This is a genomic window from Limimaricola sp., from assembly GCF_016125575.1.
In the GTDB taxonomy this organism is placed as follows: domain Bacteria; phylum Pseudomonadota; class Alphaproteobacteria; order Rhodobacterales; family Rhodobacteraceae; genus WGLM01.
In genome coordinates this window covers 106658-126569 of sequence record NZ_WGLM01000003.1, presented here as the reverse complement: position 1 = coordinate 126569, position 19912 = coordinate 106658, and the positions used below count along the sequence as shown (strand labels likewise).

Sequence of the window (19912 nt, the reverse complement as noted above, 5' to 3'; positions counted from 1 at the left end):
GGCACAGCAGTTGAGACCGCGGCAACTGCGTCGGCCCCATATGGCGGTCAAGTGAACAAGGTGCAGGAAAGAGCATGGGGGCTGCAGATCGCCAGAAAAGGTGGATTGTTGCGCGGGCGGAAGACCGATTTTCGCAACATGGTCCGACACAAGGCGAGTTATGCTCGCGCGCGTCTCCCAGTTATCTGCTGTCCTGCTCAGTGGTGAGGGCTTGAGCAAAGGGCACAGGACGACCAGCCCCAGCCGAAGCTCGGGTTGGTCCCTGTGCCCTTGCGGTCGTGCTCAGCGGAGCCGGGCCGTCGCTTAGGGCTCCGCACCGCCCAAGGAGACGGGGTGCGGATTGGCTGCTACTTTCGAGGGTGTCTCTGCCCCCGGCGACCCCGCTTCAGCCTTTCGGACTGCGGTTGGCTTGTGGTCGCGCCCCGTGGTAAGCCTTTCGTGTCGGTCGCCACTGTCGTTCAAACCGTCCAGCCGACACGAGCCCCCGCCGCCGGTGCTAGGCGGCAGGGGCAAATCCCTCATCTGATGTTGATGCTGTCCGGCAGTGACGCCAGCGCTTTCCCCTCGTCGCCGGTCTCCGCCTGCCACAGCCGAACCAGCGCCGCCCGCGTCCGACAGAAGGCGACCGACCGCCATCGCGGTCCAGCCATGCTCCCATCGCCGCTCCTGCGCTGCAGAAGCCACTGCAGATCATGGCGACAGACGGCCACGCGCCATTGCCCTCGGCGATGGATCACTCCCTCGTAGTCGTCGGCCGCCTCGTGCGTGCTGAGGTCCTTCTCGGCGATGCTGGTCATTGCGCCACCTCAACGTTCGCGGCGAGCGTGTAGCGGGCATGGCTGCCGCCGAAAGGGCCGGTGTTCGGCTCGTTGATCGTGAGGATAGGCACGCCGGCTCGGCGCAGCTTGAGGACAACTGCGGCGACGCGGACGCCTGCCGGAAGGTCGGCCGCCGTTAGTCCGGCCCGTCCCGTGGCAATAAGCAAGCCCAGGACCCAAGCCGATTGTCCGGTGAGGTGGACCTCTCGCTGCGGTTGCCCTGGCTCAGTGACGAAGTAACCCGCACCAGTCTGGCGTTTCGGCGCCTGTTGCGCTACGTTCTTCATACTCAGCTTGTCAGCAAAAGACCCCCGCCCCGACCCGGCTCCGACACCGGGCGGGGCGAACCTTTTCATCCTTCCCATTTCAAGCCGCGACCTCCCGACTTTCGAGCCACGCGGCAACGTCGCTTTCGCGCCAGCCGACCGACCGCGCCGAGATGCGGACAGGGCGCGGAAATTCCCCGCGCGACATCATGGCGTAGATCTGCGACCGGCCCAGACCAGTCAGGCGTTCGACCTCCGGGCGACGGATAAGGGGGTTCAGTTCGGACATGGGACACCTCCGTTTTTGGTCCATGCCCGAACCGTGGAACAGTCCGGAGAATTCCCATATGCACGCACTCGGCACTCTTGGGAAATCAGAGCCTTAGCCCTATTGACAGCATGTCAGCAGCAGGGAATCACCCCGCGCGCTTGCCTGCCAGATCGACAACATTCCCGCCCGCCTCACCCTTCACGAACCGGGCCCATGCCGCCGCCAGTGCGCGGCGCCGTTCCAGCATGTCTGACCGCTGGTAGGCCCTTTCGGTCGCGTCCCCGACACGGTGGGCAAGCGCCATCTCGGCCATGTCGCGGTCCACGCCTTGCTCCGCGGCCCACTGACGGAAGCTCGAGCGCAAGCCATGCGGCACAGCGGGGCGTTTGTTCACCGGGTCGAGCCAGCCGGGGCGGCCCGCCTTCACTTCGGCTTCCTGCATCCGCCGCATGACGGCGCTTATCGACATGTCGGACAGCATCCCGCCACGCGGCGCGAAAAAGACGTAGGGGTTGCCCGCCAGCCGGGGCAGGGCGCGCAGCATCGCGACAGCCTCGGTGGTGAGCGGCACGCGGTGTTCACGCTTCATCTTCATGCGCGTGGCCGGGATGACCCACAGCGCCCGGTCCATATCGACTTCATCCCATGCCATGCCCCGGACTTCGCCAGATCGCGCGGCGGTCAGGGTCAAGAACGCCAGCGCCTGTGCGGCGATGCCGTCGCGCTGGGCAAGGGCCCGCCACCATCGCGGCAGGTCTGCAAGGGCCAAGGCTGGCTGGTTGTCCTTCTCGGCCACCTTGTTCGGCTTGGGAAGCTTCTTGTCGAGGTTGCCTCGCCAGCGCGCAGGGTTGTCGCCCGTCCTGTGCCCTGAGACGGACGCCCAGTCCAAGACACTTTCGATCCGCCCGCGCAGCCGTCGCGCCGTCTCGGTCTTGTCGGTCCAGATGGGCTGCAAGACGCGCAGCACATCGGGCAGGGCAATGTCGGACACCAGCATCCGCCCCAGCACCGGCCCGGCGTAGGTGTCCAACGTCGAGCGCCATTGTTTCAGGTGCTTCTCGCTGCGGAACTCTGGCGCGATGACTTCCAGATACTGCTCCACGGCCTCGGCGAAGGTCGGCGTCTCTGCCTTCGCCCGCTTCTCGGCCAGTGGATCCCCACCAGCCCGCGCAAGCCTTCGGTTCGCGTCGGCCGCCACTCGGGCCTCGGCCAGCGTCACCACGTCCACCCCACCTAGGCCGAGGTCGGTCCGCCGTCCCCGAATGACGATGCGCTGTCCCCACCGCTTGCCCCCGGAGGCGTCAACGAAGAGGAAGAGCCCGCCGCCGTCCATGTATCGCCCTGGCTCTCGAACCGATCGGACGAAGGCAGCGGACAGCTTCTTGCTCTCGTGTCGTCCCGTTGTCTTGCCCGGCATGGCTCGCTCCCTCTGCATCCCACATACCGCCCCACATTATTTATCGGAACCGGCTGGACAACTGTGGAACTGCACGGATAGAAAGTCCATAGGAAACAAGGGATAAGTGGAAGGCTCTGGAACGGCGTGGAATGTATTTTGGCGGCCTCACTGTCCGCCACTTGCCCTCGCGAATGCGTTCTCCCGATCCGGCTGCGGCCGGATTATTTCGTTGTTTTCGAGGGTTATGCGGGAGGGGCTGTTAGCCGGCCCTCGCCCCGGAAGGCGCATACGTGTGACCTTCCGCAAGCTGGCAAAGATACTTCCCGCGGCGCAGCAAACGTCAAAAGTCCGCCAGAAATGGCGCTCGCGCGCTCTCCAAAAGCTACCATCAATCGCCCGCGAACAGGTGTTTTCCGCCAGAATCTGCCGCTCTTGTGCTCCGTTCACGGCGCCGTTTCGATCCCGGCCTTTTGCAGCCCAGTGCGAAGGTTTTCGGTTGCGACGGGGTCCGCAAAGGGAAACCGTTCGAGGTGAAAGACCTTCCAGTGTGATGGAAGCAGATAGTTGCTTGCGGCCTTTAGTGCGAGCGCGTCTTCCAGCGCGTTGGCCTGCGCGAGCGCAGCAAGCCGGATGGCGATGGCGTCTGGAAAGGGCGACCGCCGCAGGTCGATCTCGGTCGCGGCCTCGCGGTAGCGTCCCATCTGGTAGAGCGCCACCGCCGCGAAGATCGAGCTGTAGGACAGCAAACCGTGTTCGAATTTCCGGGCCTTGCGGATCAGGTCCAGCGCCGTTTCGCTGCGGCCGAGCGCGAGGTTGACGATCCCGGCGGGCAGGGTGTTCATCGTATCGTTGGGGGCAAGTTCGAGCGCTCTGTCGAGGGCATGTTCGGCAAGGTCGAAATCCCGCATCAGGCAGGCGATCAGGGCCGTCGCGATCTGTGTCGGGTGAAAATCCGGATTGGCCGCGGTTGCGGCATCCGCATGCGCGCGCGCGCTCAGCAGGCGCGCGGGGTCGTTGGGGGACATGGCCCATCGCATCAGCTCGGCATAGGCCGCGATGTGATCGGTCCACCAGGTGTCGCATTCGCGTTGCCGCAGTTGCGCAATGGCATCGTCAATGGACGCCGAGCGGGTGCCGGGCGCGATCACGGCCTCATGGACGAAGATGTAGTTCTGCAGGTTGGTCCGGTCCCGCGCTGGGCGCCGCCTGGCCTCGGCATAGACTTGCGCGCGTAACTTGGTGGAAATCGTCCAGGCGAAATCGGCGGCGATGTCGTCCATTTCCGCGGCGAAGCGTGCAACCTTCAGCTTGTACCTGCGTGACAGGATCATGCGGGCCGTGCTTGCACGGGTCACCTGAAGTGTCACATGCCCGGAGAGATCGTCACAGATCAGCGAGCCGTCGATCAGGTATTCGCAGTCATGATCGGACGGCAAGGGCTCGATGAACGGTGACTGCGCCATGTGCATTGTCAGGGCGTCGGTCAGCGATCGGCTGTAGTCCATGTCCAGTTGCCGGCGCGACAGGCTGTGGAACGGCTTGATGGCCAGGGTCGGCCTGCTGTCGGTGATGGAGGCATGTTCCGGCTGAGGGACCGTCCGGCGGCCGCTCTTGTCCGGGGTCAGGGCCTTTGGCGGAAACAGGGTGGGCAGGAAACGGAGCCTGCCGCCTGTCTCGGCCGCGCGCAGGTGTCCGATGATCTCGGCCGCGAGAACCCGGAATTCCTCGCCGGCCTCGGTCAGCGCAATGGGAGTCGCGCCTCGGTCGATCAGTTCAGCGCCCACCCAGTTTTCCAGCGACTTGATCCGCCGGCTGAGGCCCGAGACGGTGACGTTGCGCATCTGCGCCGCGCGGCCGAAGTTCCGGGTTTCCGCGAGACACAGAAAATCGCTGAGCGCCTTGATGTCCATGGTCCGCAAAATCCAGAGGTTCGCAGTGATGCAGGGAGAGGATGGCCTCTCGCAGGGATTTGTCCACCCGTCCGTTGACGAATCCGCAATGGACCGGCGTCCGATCCCACCGGTATTCGCGAAATGGAATACAGGCAACACGCGCCCGGACTGAACCAACACGGCCTGTCTCAGCGGCCTCGGCGGATTTGCGGTTCTGGGCTGACAGGGTCGAGGCAACAAACACTAATGGCACAACGCATTCTGTACTCGGACCCTGACCTGGACGGGCCGCTCGACAGTGACGGCAACCCGGATTTCTTCAAGCTCGTGACGTTGCTCACTGCCAATGATCCAGATCGTTGGAACTTTGTTCACTATGGCAACGACCTGGCCAACTACGATCTGGTGAAGGGCGCCCGTTTCAAGGACGGAGTCCCCCCCGAGGGACACCAAAAGATCACCGAGAGCCTCACCTCCTATCTTGGCGGCGGGGATGACATCCTCAGGGAAAGCATCCTGAATCCTTCGACGAATTACACCGTCTACGTCGAGGCCGGCACGGGGAACGATCAGGTCTTTCTTCTGACCAACCGCAGCAATACCGACACCGTCTATGGCGAAGAGGGCGACGACCTGATCGTGATGAACGGCGGCGGCGACCTGGGATATGGCGGCACCGGCAACGACATCCTCTTTGGCGACAAGGGCGGCGATTACCTCGACGGCGGGGCAGGGGCCGATGTGCTCGATCCGGGCCTGCGCAACAACGGCGAGATCGACACGCTGGTGGGCGGGGCAGGCGCCGACCTGTTCTTTTCCGGCAATGCGGTCGAGAGTTTCAGCGGCACCGGCTGGGACTGGGCGGACTACACGAGCGGGCTGACCGCCTCGGCCGTGCGGACGGCTTTCAACGGGGTCGACAGCAGCGCGTTTTCGGATTTCTCCATCTCGCCCGTCGGCGCCTATGCTGCCGGCTTCGTCTCGGAATTCCTTGTGGAAACCATCACCCTCCTGCATGACGCCCGCGGCGACGCACCGCCGACCGGCGACACCCCTGGGGGCGATCGTACGGAGGTCGCGGATTTCAACCCCAATGGCGACGTGGTGTTCTACACGGCGCTTGACGGCGAGGCGGATGGGCTGGCGCTCTCCACCGTGACTGGCGCGGACGGGCAGCCTTATCTCGACATCTCTGTCGATACCGTTGTCGGCGGCCTTGCCGTCGTGGATCCGGTCATGAAGATCGCGTTCGACGACGCGTTCTTCAGCGCCATCGATGTCACCGGCCAGGCCGCGCACACCGCGCTCGCGGAGAGCGTCATCGACACGCTCAGCGGGCCCGACCGCATCCTCAGTTTCCGGGGGTTCGAGGATCCGGTCTCGGGCGACACGATCCTCAAGGTCCGCGACAGCGACGGCGTGTACAAGACCTTGGCGGAGCTGTCGCTGGGCGATGCCGATGTAACGCAATCGGTCCAGGCGCTGTTCGACCGCATCGGCAGTTCAATCGGCCCGGGCGAGGCGTATTTCGTCATCGGATCGCTGGGCAACCTCTATGTCGAGGGCAAGACGGCTGCGGCACCGATCCTAGACCCCACGACGTTGCACAATGAGACCTTCGTGCTTGGCGGGGCCTATCAGGACACGCTTCTGTCCATAGGAGGAAACGAGCAGTTCGGCGCTCCGGCCGATGCCGCAACGATCGGTGACAACCGGGTCAACCTGTTCGGCCTTTCCGGCAACGACCTGCTGCTCGCGGCCGATGCCGGCACGGGCGACACCGGTCTCAGCCGGCTGTTCGGTGGCGCGGGCGACGATACCCTTGTCGGCGGAAGTGGCGACGACATCCTGATTGGCGGCGCATCCGCCCAGAATTTCGACACGGCGACCAATCGCTTTACCGGCGCGATGCAGTTCGCGTCGGATTATGGCTTTGACAAGGGCGCGGACCTTTTCGTGACCAGCGGCGGCCATGACGTCATCCTCGACTTCGATTTCGGAGACGACCCGTCGAAAGGGGCTGGCGATACGCTGCAATTCGAGGCTGGCGTCGTCGAAGGCGACGTGATCTTTGCCTCCGACCCCGAAGGCGTGCGCGTTACCTGGGGACAGGCCGGGGCCTCGATCCTGCTGGTGGGACATGCGCTGGACCCGGCCACGGGCCGGCCGGAGGGAATGTATTTCGGCTCCCGGGTCGATGCCGGCGGCGCGCTCCACACGACCCTCTCCGCCAGCAATCTTCCCCCCGGCACCGACTATGCCGATCAAAGCCGCTACATCCGGCAGCTTCTGTTCCTCGACGCGGCCAGCGGCGACGCGACTACCTACGATAAGGTCTACAACGACCTTTACGTCAGGGAGTCGCTGCTGACGCCTGAAGGCGCCGCAAGCGCCAGCGTCACCGCCGGGGCAACCTATGTGCTGGAAGCGAACCAGAGCCCGACTCTCGTGGTGGACCTCGACCCGGCGACCAATGCGCAAAAGGTGCGTTTCACCTACACCAACTCCGAAGGCGACACCTACACGACCACCGAGACCCTGACCCGGGTGACCTCGAACTACAGGACCGTCGATAACGCGCTGTCGATGTTCGGCGCCACCCCCCGGTCCTCTCTCTTACCGGACTGGTATGACCTGAAGACCGGCGACGGGATCTGGACCGGCGGCATTTCCGCGGATCATGCCGGGTTCTGGGATAGCACGCAGGTCTCCATCCAGCTTGAGGTTTTGAATGGCAGCGACCGCGTGCTGGAGCGCATGGAGGTGCAGGTCCAGTTCCTTCCGGGCGACAGCTTCACCGGCGACCAGCCGCTGGTCGATGACAGGCAGGTCCGCTTCGTCACCGGCACGGAGGGCGATGACGTTCTGACCGGCTCGCTCAATCCGGACATCACGCAAAGCATCGACGCCCTGGGGGGCGACGATACGGTCGTGGCGGGGGCGGGCAACAGCACCTTGACCGGCGGTGACGGCGTGGACCTCGTCGATTACGCGGCGGTGGGGGTGTCGGTATCCGCCAATCTCGAAACCCAGACGGCGACAAAGGGCAGCGGCGCCACCGCCAGGACCGATACCCTCATCGGGTTCGAGGGCATCGCGGGCGGGGCGCAGAGCGATACGCTGCTTGGGCGCAGCAATGCCGACGACCTTTTGCGCGGCAACGGGGGCGCGGACACGATCGTCGGCTTTTCCGGCAACGACACGATTTCCGGCGGCGATGGAGACGATTCGCTGTCCGGCGGGTTGGGCTTCGATATCCTCGATTACTCGGATGTGACCACGTCGTTGAACTTCTCGATCAACGCCAGCACCGTGACGGTTGCCAGCGGCAACACCGATACGATCAGCGGGTTCGAAGGCGCGTGGCTGGGATCGGGCAACGACACCGTGTCCGGCGATGCGAAGAACAACCTTCTGGACGGTGGCGGCGGGGACGACACGCTCAGCGGCGGCGCGGGGGACGACACGCTGATCGGCGGGGCCGGGTTCGACGTTCTCGACGGCGGCGATGGCAGCGACACGGCGAACTATCGCTCGGCCACCGCGGCACTGACCGTCAACCTTGGCGTTGGCACCGCGCGCAGCACCCAAACCGGCACCGACGTGCTGCTGGGGATCGAGAATATCGACGGCGGCTCGGGCGATGACACGCTGACGGGCGACGCCAATGACAACCGGCTGGCGGGTTTCGGCGGCAACGACTCGCTGCTCGGCCTCGACGGCGTCGACCAGCTGTTCGGCGGCGACGGGAGCGATACCCTGGACGGCGGGACCGGGAACGACGATCTCGACGGGGGCGCGGGCAATGACCTGCTTTTTGGCGGCGACGGCGACGATACGCTGACAGGGGGCAGCGGCGACGACACGCTGACCGGCGGCGCGGGCATCGACACAGCCGATTTCTCGGCGTTTTCCGGCAACCTGACGATCAGCCTGTTCGACGGCACTGCGTCGGGCAACGGCAACGACACCCTCAACGGAATCGAACGCGTGATTGCCGGCTTCGGCAACGACACGATCATCGGTGCCGCGACCACGGACAACGAACTGCTTGGCGGGGGTGGCAACGACCTGCTGATCGGTGTCGGGGGCAACAACACGCTGATCGGTGGCCTCGGGCGTGACCAGTTGACCGGCGGTTCTGGCAATGACCTGCTGCTGGGCGAGGACGACAGCGACTACCTGCGCGGCGCAGACGGGAACGACACGCTCGACGGCGGCGCAGGCCATGACCAGTTGCTGGGCGGGTATGGCGACGACACCCTCATCGGTGGCGCGGGCGACGACGCGCTGGACGGCGGCGCGGGCTTCGACACTGCCGATTTTTCGGCGGCGACCGCCGGGCTGACCATTGATCTTGTCGCCGGGACTGCCACCGGCGAGGGCAACGACAGCATCGTCGAAATCGAGCACGTGCTGGGTGGCCAGTCCGGCGACGCAATCACCGGGACCGATAGCGCGGGCGAAGAGCTTGACGGTCGGGAGGGCAACGACACCCTGATCGGAAATGGCGGCGATGACACGCTGATCGGCGGTGCCGGCGACGACACCCTGATCGGCGGCGCGGGCATCGACACCGCCGATTTCTCCGGGGCCTCTGTCCGGGTGCTCGTCGACCTCGAAGCAGGCACCGCCTCGGGTGAGGGCGATGATATCCTCAGCGGGATCGAGCGTGTCGTGGGCAGCCAGTTCGGCGACGAGATTGCCGGCAAAGACGCGGGCGACGACGTGCTGGACGGTCAGGATGGCAACGATACCCTGATCGGCAATGGCGGCAATGACACGTTGATCGGCGGCAATGGCCGGGACTTGCTCTATGGCGGTGCCGGCGACGACCTTCTTGACGGCAGCGGCGACGATGGCGAACTCGACTTCGCCATGTATATCTCGGTCACCAACCGGATGATCGTCGACCTGGCCGCCGGCACGGCCACCGGCGAGGGCAATGACCGGCTGGTCGGCATCGAGGCCGTCGTCGGGGGCTCTGCCGGCGATATCTTGTCGGGCAGCGACGCTGTCGGCGAGTTGCTGGATGGGCGCGACGGCGACGACAGCTTGCGCGGCAATGGCGGCAACGACACGCTGTGGGGCGGCGCGGGCAACGACGATCTGCAGGGCGGCGCAGACAACGACACGCTGGACGGCGGGACAGGGGACGACAGGCTCGACGGCGGGGCCGGCGATGACACGCTGGAAGGATCGGTCGGCGACGACATCCTGACCGGCGGAGACGGCAACGACCAGGCAGTCTACATTGGAGTGTCGACGAACTTTACCTTTGCCCTGGTGGACGGAGGGACCCGGCTGCGGGTGACCGATACCGACCTCTCGGATGGGAACGACGGAACGGATCTGGTCGGTCTCGACGTGGAGAGCCTGGTATTTTCCGATACCGTTCTGTCCACCGCCACCCTGGCGGCGACGGTGCCTGTCCTGACGCCCGCGCCGGGTATCTTCATGGCCAGCGACGCCTCGGGTGTGATCCACGTCTTTTCGACGGCTTCGACCCCGGGCGGCGCGGTGCATTACAGCCTGTCCGGCCCGGATGCCGCGCTCTTCGATCTGGACCCGGACAGCGGCGAGTTGCGGTTCAACGGTCCCGGCATGACCCACCTTGCGCAGTATCAGATCGAGGTGCTCTCCGACGACGGGACGCAGCCCGCCACGTTGCAAGCGGTCGAGGTAACCTGGTTGCCCTGGTTGGCCCGCCTACTGCCGGATGCAACCTACGAGGTTCTGCCGGACGGCACTGTCAAGCAGACCCGAACCGACGCTGGCGCTCTGCCCTGGACCACGATCGAGCAGGTCTTCGACGCGGAGGGGCATACCCTGTCGAGGGAGACCGTCTATGACGACGGCGATATCGCGACCACGACGTTTGGTCCCGATGGTATGCGTGACAGTTTCGTCTTCGAGGATATCAGCAACAGCCTTGCCTGGGCGGCGTCCTACACGGTCACGTTCAACGATGCGGGCCAGCCGGTGTTTCGCAGCATCATGCAGGACGACGGCGATTCAAGGACGATCGCCTACAGCTACTCAGGCGATGTCCTGACGCAGACCGTCAACACGCAGGCCGACGGCGATATCGCGACCACGACCTACGGGCCGGACGGTCTGCGCGACAGTTTCTTCTTCGAGGATATCAGCGGCAGCCTTGCCTGGGCGGCGTCCTACACGGACACGTTCAACGATGCGGGCCAGCGGGTGATGCGGAGCATTGTCGAGGACGATGGTGGCCATCGGACCCTCGAATGGAGCTACAGCGGCAGCGTGCTGACGCAGTTCGTCAACACGCAGGCCGACGGCGATATCGAGACCACGACCTACGGGCCGGACGGTCTGCGTGACAGTTTCGATTTCAAGGACATCAGCGGCAGCCTTGGCTGGGCGGCGTCCTACACGGACACGTTCAATGACGCGGGCCAGCGGGTGATGCGGAGCATTGTCGAGGACGATGGTGGCCATCGGACCCTCGAATGGAGCTATAGCGGCAGCGTCCTGACGCAGACCGTCAGCACGCAGGCCGACGGCGATATCGAGACCACGACATTTGGCTCAGATGGTCTGCGCGACACTTTCGTCTTCGAAGACATCAGCGGCAGCCTTGGCTGGGCTGCGTCGTACACCGACACGTTCAACGATGCAGGCCAGCGGGTAATGCGGAGCATCATCGAGGACGCTGGTGGCCATCGGACCCTCGAATGGAGCTACAGCGGTCGCGTCCTGACGCAGACGGTCGATACCCAGTCGGATGGGGACATCGCGACCACGACCTACGGGCCGGACGGTCTACGCGACAGTTTCGTCTTTGAGGATATCAGCGACAGCCGCGCCTGGTCCGTGTGGACCCAGACATTCGATGACGCGGGCAAACTGATCGACTCAAGCTATGTCTGGGATCTTGCCTGATCAAGGTTTCCGATCCCGCGAAGTCCTGGACAAGATACGAAATCCGTGAATGCAGCGGGATGGCTGGGGGCATGAACGCCAACTGGTTTACGGACCTTGCCGATGCCCGCGAAAAGTTGGAAGCTTGGCGCAGAGACTAGAGCGAGGTCGGACCCCATGGCGCGATCGGATACAACGTCCTGATCGACCTGCATATTCCCGGTGGCGCAACCAGCCCGTCACCGTGACCAGGGCCGGGAAACTCCGACCGCCGGCGATCCAGGGTCGGGGGCCAGAGCAACTCAACCGCGAACTCCGGCATGAACTGGATGAATGTCGGGGCTCACAGCAGCACCAAGGACCCAGATGCTGATCATCTCTGGAATGCACTCGTCTGGCACGTCATTGGTGGCACGCTACGCCCAGCACATCGGCTACCACATGGGGTTTGATCCCGAGAAATGGGTAAGCACCTTCTATCCCACTTACGAGGACCCGCAATTCCAGCAATGCTCGATGGAAATCCTCGATAGCATGAAGTGGAACGAAGGGCCGCCGCGCTACTTTCCGCGCGACGTGGCGCCGCCATCGGACGGCCTCATCCAGAAGATGCGCGCGATCTTGCGCAGGCGACGCGGCGAGGCGTGGGGATTCAAGGAACCGGCCAATTGCTTTACGATGGGGTTCTGGCTGCCGGAATTGCAGCGCGCCGGCTTTCGCCCCGCCGTTCTGCACGTCTTCCGCCGTCCCGAAGAGGTCATCAACTCGATGACCAGGTGGCGGCCAGAGTTGAACAGTCACGACGCCGCCACGCATGATCGGGTCGAGGCATGGTGGCGGGTCTACAACATGGCCGTGATCGACCGGTACTGGGAGCTGCGCGGAACAATCCCCTTTGCCTTCGTCGACGTGCGCGAAGTGACTGCGCTGGACGCGCGTCTGTGCGCCTGGCTGGGGCGATCCTACAGTCCGATCGCGCCGCAGATGAACAATGGACAGCTGCAAGAGGCGCCCGAAGTCGAGCTTCACCCCGAGACTGTCCTGATCTGGAACGAGTTGAGCACGCTGATGCAGGAAACCCTGATTGCTAATACCGCGTGAGGGTCAGGACGGGGCCGCGGCCGCAGCTGCCGCGTCAAGGCGCGCAGCGATTTGTTGCACATGTGTGAGGATTCGCTGGTCGCCGTTGCGTCTGGCCCGGCGCTGGATCAGTTCCACGGCGTTGCGCGCCCTGGTCTGCCGCGCGGGGTCGTCGGTCAACGTCGCCGCGGCAAGCAGAATGTTGGCGTGTTCGAACAGCACGGCATAGCGGCCCGCTTTGTTGGTGGCAGTCGTGAATCGCGCCTCAAGCAGGGTGGCGGCACGGTCGAAAGCGGCCAGCGTTTCCTCGGGCACCGGCCGGCCGGCGGCGCGCGCCTCGTCCAGCGCCGCATTTCCAAGCCGGAAGTGCAACACGGCCGACCGCCCAGGCAGGCCGTCCGCCAGCAGCCTCAGCGCGGCCTCGGCCTCGGCGCGGCCGGCTCCGGCGGGACCGGCCAGACGCAGGGCCGCTTCGGCGGCGACATACCCGTCGAGAAAGCCCGCGACGATGTCAGCCCGAACCGCCGCGGCGCTCTGCGGTGTTGGTCCCGCCTCGTCGGGCACAAGCTCGGACAACAGAAGGCGGGCGGACAGGAGGTTGTAGCGCAGCAGCGCCTGCCGATCCGCGGGCGCCTCGATCCGGGCGGCGATGCGCGCGGCCTCTTCAAGGTGGCTGATCGCGGCCCGTACCGCGTCGGCCCGCGCCTCGGGTGCAACGCCCGGCCGCCCGCCGCGCTCCAGCGCCAGTAACGCCTGGTTGTTTCTCCGTGCCACGCTGAAATCGTTGTCGGGCTCGGCGCCGGTCGAGGGCGCCGGCGCCTCGCCGCGGAGCGAGCCCAGCAAGTGGCGCGCGAAAAGCGCGTGGGACACCCCCTCGACCGAGACGCCCTGCATCTGGTCGAAAGCGTTATTCAGCCGCCGTTCGTTGAGGTGCAGGCGGCTGGCGACATCGACGCTGCTCGACAGCCGCGCGATGACGGAGGTCACGAAAACCGCCTCGAAAAGCCGTGGGTCGGTTTGCCAAAGGGCGATCGGGAGCGGCACCAGCGCAAGACCTGCCCGATAGGGCCAGTCGACCTGCGGGAGGCCAGGTATCGCGGTGATCCGCCCTGTCGCCCCGTCGCCGATGACGAAAAGGGTCGGGGTGGGAAGGCCGTGATCGCGCGCCAGGGCTTCGAGTTTCACCGACAGGTCGGGAGACGTCGGTGAGGGACCGTCGATCTCGGCCATGCCGACATCGCCCAGGCCGGTGCGGCGGCACCACGACGCGATATCGGCCTTCAGCGCCTGCGGCAGGGCCGCATCGCCGAACCAGAGAATTGCTATGAACATTGCGCGGTTGCCACTTTGTGAATCGCTCGCTCGCGCCGCTCAGCGCCAGGCCGGCCCCATGTACCATCCCACCAGCGAATAGCGGGTGCCGCGCGTGACCGGCGCGACGCCGTGCCGGATCAGGGACGGAAAGACCAGCACCGTGCCGCGCTGCTTGATCTGCTCGGACGGGATCTGTTGCGACACGTGCTCCATCGTGAAGTCGCCGCCGTCGTAGTCGTCAGGGTCGCTCAGTTGCACGACGACACTCAGCTTTCGCTGCGCCGGATATTCCGAGATCCACGCGGTATCGGAATGGGCGTGGTAATAGTCGCCCGACGCGGCCTCGGCGGCCTTGCCACGATAGATGGTGAACTGCAGCGCGTTGGTGCCGTGATAATCGTAATCGACGCCGAACCAGGTGTTGTTGGCTTCCCATACGAAATCATCGAGCACCGAGAAGAGGCCGTTGAGCCGCGCATCATGCCGGGGCAGCCACGTCACGCTGGATTGCCGGATTTCCCGCGCCACCGTTGGGGGGCGGCGCGTCTCGCCGCCAACGGTTCCGGGACTGTCGGCGCGTTCCAGGCCCATCGCGATTATCTCGTCGCAACTTTCCGGCGAGAACTTCCCGGGAAAGAAGCACCACTCTCCACGCATCAATAAATCTCCGTTGAAAACCGCTTGATCGAGGCGCACGTTCGCGCGGTTCGTGCCCAGGGCCATCGCCCCGGACACGAGCGGATTTCACCGATCAGAAGCCCCAGATCACCGCGCCAGCCCCGCCGACAGCGCCGCTGTCGGCCCCGATGGCGATGTTCAACTGCAAACGGATCGAAGACGAATCGCCCCGTTCGAAATAGTGGCTGAAGCCGAAGGCGAAGGCGGAACTGCCTTGGTAGGCGCCGGCCGCAATCCCGAACGAATTGTCGTGATTCGGGTCGCCGGTCAGAATGCCCATCGCCATACCCATCGCCGCGCTTTCGCGCTGATCGGCCCGCAACTGGGCAAATTCTGGACTGTTCACACCCGAGGGGCCAGTGGGTCCGGTTGCGCCAATGGGCCCCGCCGGTCCGGGTGTACCGGCTGCGCCGGTAGGTCCAGTGGCCCCGGTTGCGCCAGTGGGCCCGGTCGGCCCGGTCGCGCCAGTGGGTCCGGCGGGCCCGGTTGCGCCAGCAGGCCCGGTCGCCCCGGGCGTACCAGGTGCACCGGTAGGTCCGGTCGGCCCGATGGCGCCAATGGGTCCGGTCGGCCCGGGCGTACCAGGTGCGCCAGGCATACCAGGTTCACCGGGTGCCCCGGGTGTACCGGGTGCGCCGGTCGGCCCCGTCGGACCGGGTGCGCCAATGGGCCCGATCGGCCCCATCGGACCGGGTGCGCCCGTCGGGCCGGTCGGCCCAGGAAGACCTATCTCGCCTATAGGGCCTTGATTTCCGGGCGGTCCCTGCATTCCCGGCGGTCCTGGAGGTCCCGGAAGGCCGGGGCTTCCCGGAGTCCCAGGCGCGCCCGGAAAGCCAAACATTCCTGGAGGTCCGGGAGGACCGGGAGGTCCGGGGGGGCCAGGCGGGCCGCCGGGCGCGGCCTGCGCCGGCATGTTCCAGACTGGCCCCACCAGCGAAGCCGCGACTGTGGTGACACCGATGACTGGCGTCGAGGTCACGGCGCCGAAGATCGACACGACAACGCCCGACCCGACGACCTGCGCAAAGTAGGTCTGCGCACTTCTGTTCACGCTTGCCCTGGCGATGCTGTTGGGCCCGTTTTCCGCTGCGGGCAGGTGAGCGCGGTCTTCCTTGTCATTGGTCACGTCATGACCCTCCGTGTCGATCGGAATCAAAATATAATCGGGCATGGCCCAGATCTTTTGTCGAGGAAAATCTACGACAGGACAAGCCAATGCCAGTCACAGAGGTGCCGCGACAACGCAGATCCTGGTGCCCTACGGTTTTGTCGCAAGATCGGGAACGCATTGTTTGGCCGAGATCGAAAGTTTTGAAGGCAGGCCGATCCCCTCCGCCATCTTTCGCGACCGGGATAGAACTCGCTTCTGACCCGCTCGCGGTGGACGGATGGCCGGTCCACCCGGGCTCTGTCCCTCCCGGACAGCCAGCTCTGATATGTGATCGTCCGACTGGCTGGCGTCAGCTCCCCATCAGGTCCTTGATCCCGCCGATGAAAGTCACATCGTCTTTGGCCTTTCGGTCGTCGAGCAGAGTATGGGCATCCTGGCCTGCGCGGAAGCGCAGGCGGTCCTTGGGCGCGTTCACGGCCTGCCAGATGACCTCGGCGACGACCTCGGGGGCCGACGGGTTCGCGGCCAGCTTGCCGAACAACCGCCCCATGGCCGCGGCGGTCGGGGCATAGTCCGCGAGCGTTTCATCCATCGCGAAGTCGAAGGACCGGCCGCCGAAGTCTGTCTTGATCATGCCAGGCTCGACAATGCGCACCCGGATGCCGAGCGGTTCGAGTTCATAGTGCAGTGCCTCGGACAGGCCTTCGACGGCGAACTTGGTGCCGTGGTAGAGAGTCCCGAGCGGGAAGGTGATCTGCCCGCCGATGGACGAGATGTTGACGATCGTGCCAGAACGGTTCGCGCGCATGTGCGGCAAAACGGCCTTTGTTACCTCCAGAAGTCCGATCACGTTGGTGTCGAACTGCCGGCGGATTCGCTCGGTCGAGAAGGCCTCCAGCGGGCCATAGGCGCCGTAACCGGCGTTGTTGAGGAGCGCGTCGATCCGGCCGAAGCGGGTGATGCCGTCAGCCACCGCCGGGGCGATCGAGCCCGCATCTGTCACGTCGAGCCGGGTGACAAGAACGTTGTCCAGCGTGCCCAAGTCCGCGCCGGCGGAAGGGTCGCGCATGGTGGCGACGACGTTCCAGCCCTCTGACTGAAACCGCAGCGCCGTGGCCTTGCCGATGCCGGAGGAGGCGCCTGTGATCAGGATTGTCTTCATGGGTGCTTCCTCAGGCGTTCAGGTCGAGCATCTGCGCCATGCCGAAATTGGACAGGACAGTGCGGGTCACGTCATGCAGCACGCCGTTGTAACGTTCGATATGGGGGCCGACCCCGGTATGGTCGACGACCGTGCGGAAGGGCTTCTCGCCGAAGGGCAGGTCGAGCAGGGCCACCACCGCCTCGGCGATTCGTTCCGGGCGCTGGTCGGGCGTGGCCTTCAGCATCTGCGCAAGACCCGCCGCCGACATTGCTGGAACGGCGGCGAATTCGCCATATTCCGCCTCGCGCGCGGGATCGGCGGGCGCGATCATCCTGTCGAAAAAGGCGGTGGGCATTGCGCCCGGTTCGATGATGCAGGATTCGACGCCGAAACCCGACAATTCCGTCCGGTAGCATTCGACGATGGCCTCGAGCGCCCATTTTGACGCCGAGTAGGTGCCGTAGAACGGCGTGGCGATGCGGCCGATCAGGCTGGAGGTATAAAGCACCGTGCCGCGACCCTGCGCGCGCATATGCGGCAGGGCGGCGCGCATCACGCGCTGCACGCCCGTAACGTTCACGTCGAAGACGCGTCCCATGTCCTCGGGCGACATCAATTCCTGGATGCCCTGGGAGCCTACGCCTGCGTTGTTGAACACAACGTCCAGGCCGCCGAGCGTCGCGATGGCCTGCGCCACGCCCGCATCGGTGCTGGCGGTGTCCGTCACGTCCAACTCGACGATATAAGCGCCGGCGGCTTCCAGTCCGGCGACGTTGGCGGCGCTGCGCCCCGCACGACTGCGCACGCTGCCCGCGACCGCGTGACCGTGCGCCAGCAGCGCCAGCGCCGTTGGCTTGCCTAAGCCGCCCGCAATCCCCGTGATAAACACATTCGCCATGGTCGTTCTCCTCATGTTTCGGTCCGTCGACCCTAGTACGACGGGCGCGTCCATTCTTTCCCGATTGGCCGAATTTCTTGCCTGATCCTCCAGAATTGCTAAGTTCCATGCAAGAACGCGAGATCTCTGTGCTAGAGTTTGCCCAAGGAGACAGAGATGAGCCGCGGACGCCTTCTCGACCATATATCGGCGCTGCTCGACCGGGACGGGCCCGCGCAACGCGCGCTCACGCACGCCCCGAGCGGGCTGCATATCCTGCGCCATTCCGCCCCGGCCGGGCAGGACGCGACCGTCTACCGCCCGCTTCTCTGCCTGGTTCTGCAAGGTGCCAAGGAGGTCGGCACGAGCACAAGGACCCTGCGCGTGGCCGACGGACAATCGCTCGTTGTCAGCCATGCCGTGCCGGTCGTCTCGCGCATCACCGAGGCCTCGCCGGACCGTCCTTATGTCGCGCTAGTGTTCCCGATCGACCTCGACCTCCTGCGCGGGATGGCCGCTGATGTGGCGCCCGCCCGTGCCGCCGGTCAGCATGACCCCTTCTCGATCTCGCTCTGCCAGACCGACCTCGAGATGGAGGGCGCGCTGTTGCGCTATCTCGGGCACTGCGATTACGAGGAGTCGCGCCGCCTGCTGGCCCCGATCACGGCGCGCGAAATCCATGCCCGACTCCTCCTCGGCGCCCATGCCGAACCGCTGCGCAAGCTCCTTTGGCACGAGACGACAGCCAGCCGTATTTTTCAGGCCACGCGCGAGATCCAGTCGGACCTTGCCCGCCCGCTTGTGGTCGGCGCGCTGGCGGAACGTGCAGGCATGAGCAGTTCGGCCTTTTTCGAGCACTTCAAGGCTGTCACCGGCACCTCGCCGCTGCAATACCAGAAGGACTTGCGACTCCTGCGCGCCCGCGACGCATTGCGCAGTACAGACGAGAAGGTCTCTGAGGTTGCGTTCGGGGTCGGATACGAAAGCTCGGCCCAGTTCTCGCGGGAATACGCCCGCAAGTTCGGTGTGCCTCCAAGACAGGACCGGTCCGTCCACGCAGCAGAGTAACTTCTCGTCACCTTAAACCGATTTGGATGGCAGTCGCTTATTAAGAAATTGACCGGTTCAAATTTAGTTAAGCTAATAAAAGCAATGCTTTAATGGGTAGAGAAGGTTCGACGGCAGGCCCTTCTCCTCCGCCAATCATCACTATGAATACTTGATAAGCAAGGACATTCTAGGGAGTCGTTGTCTTGTCCCAGCATCGATACCAACATCCTGAAAAGGATGCCCTACATCGGCATGCCGCCGCTTGCTGCAATCCGGTTTCTGGCCGGCGGGTGTTTCGAGACAGGCGGCCCTGTCAGAGGAAAGTCTCTTGAGCCGGACAGGGCAGTCCCATAGCGTTTCCGGATGACCAAAGGCAGCCCTTTCCGGTATTTCCGGCCCAGCCCCGAGGCCATTCGCCTGGCGGTGATGATGTATGTCCGGTTCCCGTAGTCGCTGCGCAACGTGGAGGACCTTCTGCACGAGCGGGGCATCGACAATTGCCACGAGACGGCGCGGTTCGGGCGGAACAGGTTCGGCCCGCTATTCGCCGAAGAGGTCCGAAAACGTCGGGTTTCGGGGACCAGGTCGAGCCGCTGGCGCTGGCATTTGGATGAGGTCTTCGTGAAGATCAACTGCGAACGGATCTACCTATAGTGGGCCGTTGATCACGAGGAGGAGGTGCTGGAAAGCATCGTCACCAGAACGCGCGATCGCAAGGAAGCACTGAAATTCTTGAAGAAATCGATAAAGCGGCATGGTCGACCTGAGACCATCGTAACGGATCGTCTTCGGTCCTACTGGGCCGCCCTGAAGGACATGTGTCGCGGCGATGACCGCGAGATGGGCCGCTGGCTCAACAACCGTGCCGAAAATTCGCCCCCGCCGTTCCGTCGACGAGAAGGGGCGATGTTGCGGTACCGGCGCATGCGAACGTTGCGGGAGTTCGCCTCAGTTCATGCCTTGGTCCATAACCACTTTCCGACGGAGCGCCACCTCCAAGACCGCGACACCTACAGGCAGACCCGTGCCGCCGCTCTCGCAGAGTGGCGCGACCTTCTCGCTGGCTAATCGAAGGATGGAGTAGGGGGCAACGGAGACTGGTTCGCATTCATCTGACAGCA

13 protein-coding genes and 2 pseudogenes are annotated in these 19912 nt (G+C 64.8%); 5 read left to right on the top strand and 10 right to left on the bottom strand.

The window, feature by feature from the left end; genetic code table 11:
- Positions 1 to 518: 518 nt before the first annotated feature.
- The 5 genes from GC146_RS06485 to GC146_RS06465 form a co-directional block, all read right to left on the bottom strand.
- The gene (locus tag GC146_RS06485; protein WP_291836093.1) at positions 519 to 797 is read right to left on the bottom strand and encodes a hypothetical protein; all 279 of its coding nucleotides are present in this window, start codon (positions 795 to 797) and stop codon (positions 519 to 521) included.
- The gene (locus GC146_RS06480; RefSeq protein WP_291836090.1) at positions 794 to 1105 is read right to left on the bottom strand and encodes a hypothetical protein; all 312 of its coding nucleotides are present in this window, start codon (positions 1103 to 1105) and stop codon (positions 794 to 796) included. The genes GC146_RS06485 and GC146_RS06480 overlap by 4 nt, the downstream gene beginning before the upstream one ends.
- A 79-nt stretch (positions 1106 to 1184) precedes the next feature.
- Complete coding sequence (locus GC146_RS06475) at positions 1185 to 1373, bottom strand: AlpA family phage regulatory protein (RefSeq protein ID WP_291836088.1); 189 nt, start codon at positions 1371 to 1373, stop codon at positions 1185 to 1187.
- A 127-nt stretch (positions 1374 to 1500) separates the two neighbouring features.
- A complete protein-coding gene (locus GC146_RS06470) occupies positions 1501 to 2772 on the bottom strand; it encodes a site-specific integrase (RefSeq protein WP_291836085.1) in 1272 nt (423 codons plus the stop codon).
- A 425-nt stretch (positions 2773 to 3197) separates the two neighbouring features.
- Positions 3198 to 4664: a LysR family transcriptional regulator gene (locus tag GC146_RS06465; protein WP_291836083.1), complete on the bottom strand. Its 1467-nt coding sequence runs from the start codon at positions 4662 to 4664 to the stop codon at positions 3198 to 3200.
- 228 nt (positions 4665 to 4892) lie between these two features.
- Between GC146_RS06465 and GC146_RS06460 the strand changes: the two genes are divergently transcribed.
- From GC146_RS06460 to GC146_RS06450, 3 genes and pseudogenes are all read left to right on the top strand, one after another.
- The gene (locus tag GC146_RS06460; protein WP_291836080.1) at positions 4893 to 11558 is read left to right on the top strand and encodes a calcium-binding protein; all 6666 of its coding nucleotides are present in this window, start codon (positions 4893 to 4895) and stop codon (positions 11556 to 11558) included.
- Positions 11559 to 11629: 71 nt separating this feature from the next.
- Positions 11630 to 11785: pseudogene (locus tag GC146_RS06455) on the top strand (integrase core domain-containing protein); the annotation flags it as partial.
- Positions 11786 to 11903: 118 nt separating this feature from the next.
- Complete coding sequence (locus tag GC146_RS06450; protein WP_291836078.1) at positions 11904 to 12638, top strand: hypothetical protein; 735 nt, start codon at positions 11904 to 11906, stop codon at positions 12636 to 12638.
- A 3-nt stretch (positions 12639 to 12641) separates the two neighbouring features.
- Here the strand turns inward: GC146_RS06450 and GC146_RS06445 are convergent, their stop codons facing one another.
- The 5 genes from GC146_RS06445 to GC146_RS06425 form a co-directional block, all read right to left on the bottom strand.
- A complete protein-coding gene (locus GC146_RS06445; protein ID WP_291836074.1) occupies positions 12642 to 13949 on the bottom strand; it encodes a hypothetical protein in 1308 nt (435 codons plus the stop codon).
- A 39-nt stretch (positions 13950 to 13988) separates the two neighbouring features.
- Positions 13989 to 14654: a 2OG-Fe(II) oxygenase gene (locus GC146_RS06440; RefSeq protein WP_291836071.1), complete on the bottom strand. Its 666-nt coding sequence runs from the start codon at positions 14652 to 14654 to the stop codon at positions 13989 to 13991.
- 28 nt (positions 14655 to 14682) lie between these two features.
- Complete coding sequence (locus tag GC146_RS06435) at positions 14683 to 14955, bottom strand: hypothetical protein (protein WP_291836068.1); 273 nt, start codon at positions 14953 to 14955, stop codon at positions 14683 to 14685.
- 1114 nt (positions 14956 to 16069) lie between these two features.
- On the bottom strand, positions 16070 to 16882 hold the full coding sequence (locus GC146_RS06430) for an SDR family oxidoreductase (RefSeq protein ID WP_291836066.1): 813 nt from the start codon (positions 16880 to 16882) through the stop codon (positions 16070 to 16072).
- Positions 16883 to 16892: 10 nt separating this feature from the next.
- Entirely contained in the window at positions 16893 to 17762 is an 870-nt protein-coding gene (locus GC146_RS06425; RefSeq protein WP_291836064.1) for an SDR family NAD(P)-dependent oxidoreductase, read from the bottom strand.
- A gap of 156 nt (positions 17763 to 17918) precedes the next feature.
- On the opposite strand from GC146_RS06425, the gene GC146_RS06420 reads away from it, so the two are divergent.
- Together GC146_RS06420 and GC146_RS06415 are read left to right on the top strand one after the other, a co-directional pair.
- Positions 17919 to 18809 carry an AraC family transcriptional regulator gene (locus GC146_RS06420; protein WP_291836061.1) on the top strand — a complete coding sequence of 297 codons (891 nt, stop codon included), beginning with the start codon at positions 17919 to 17921 and terminating at the stop codon, positions 18807 to 18809.
- Between the two features lie 345 nt (positions 18810 to 19154).
- A pseudogene (locus GC146_RS06415) lies at positions 19155 to 19859 on the top strand (IS6 family transposase).
- Positions 19860 to 19912 lie beyond the last annotated feature (53 nt).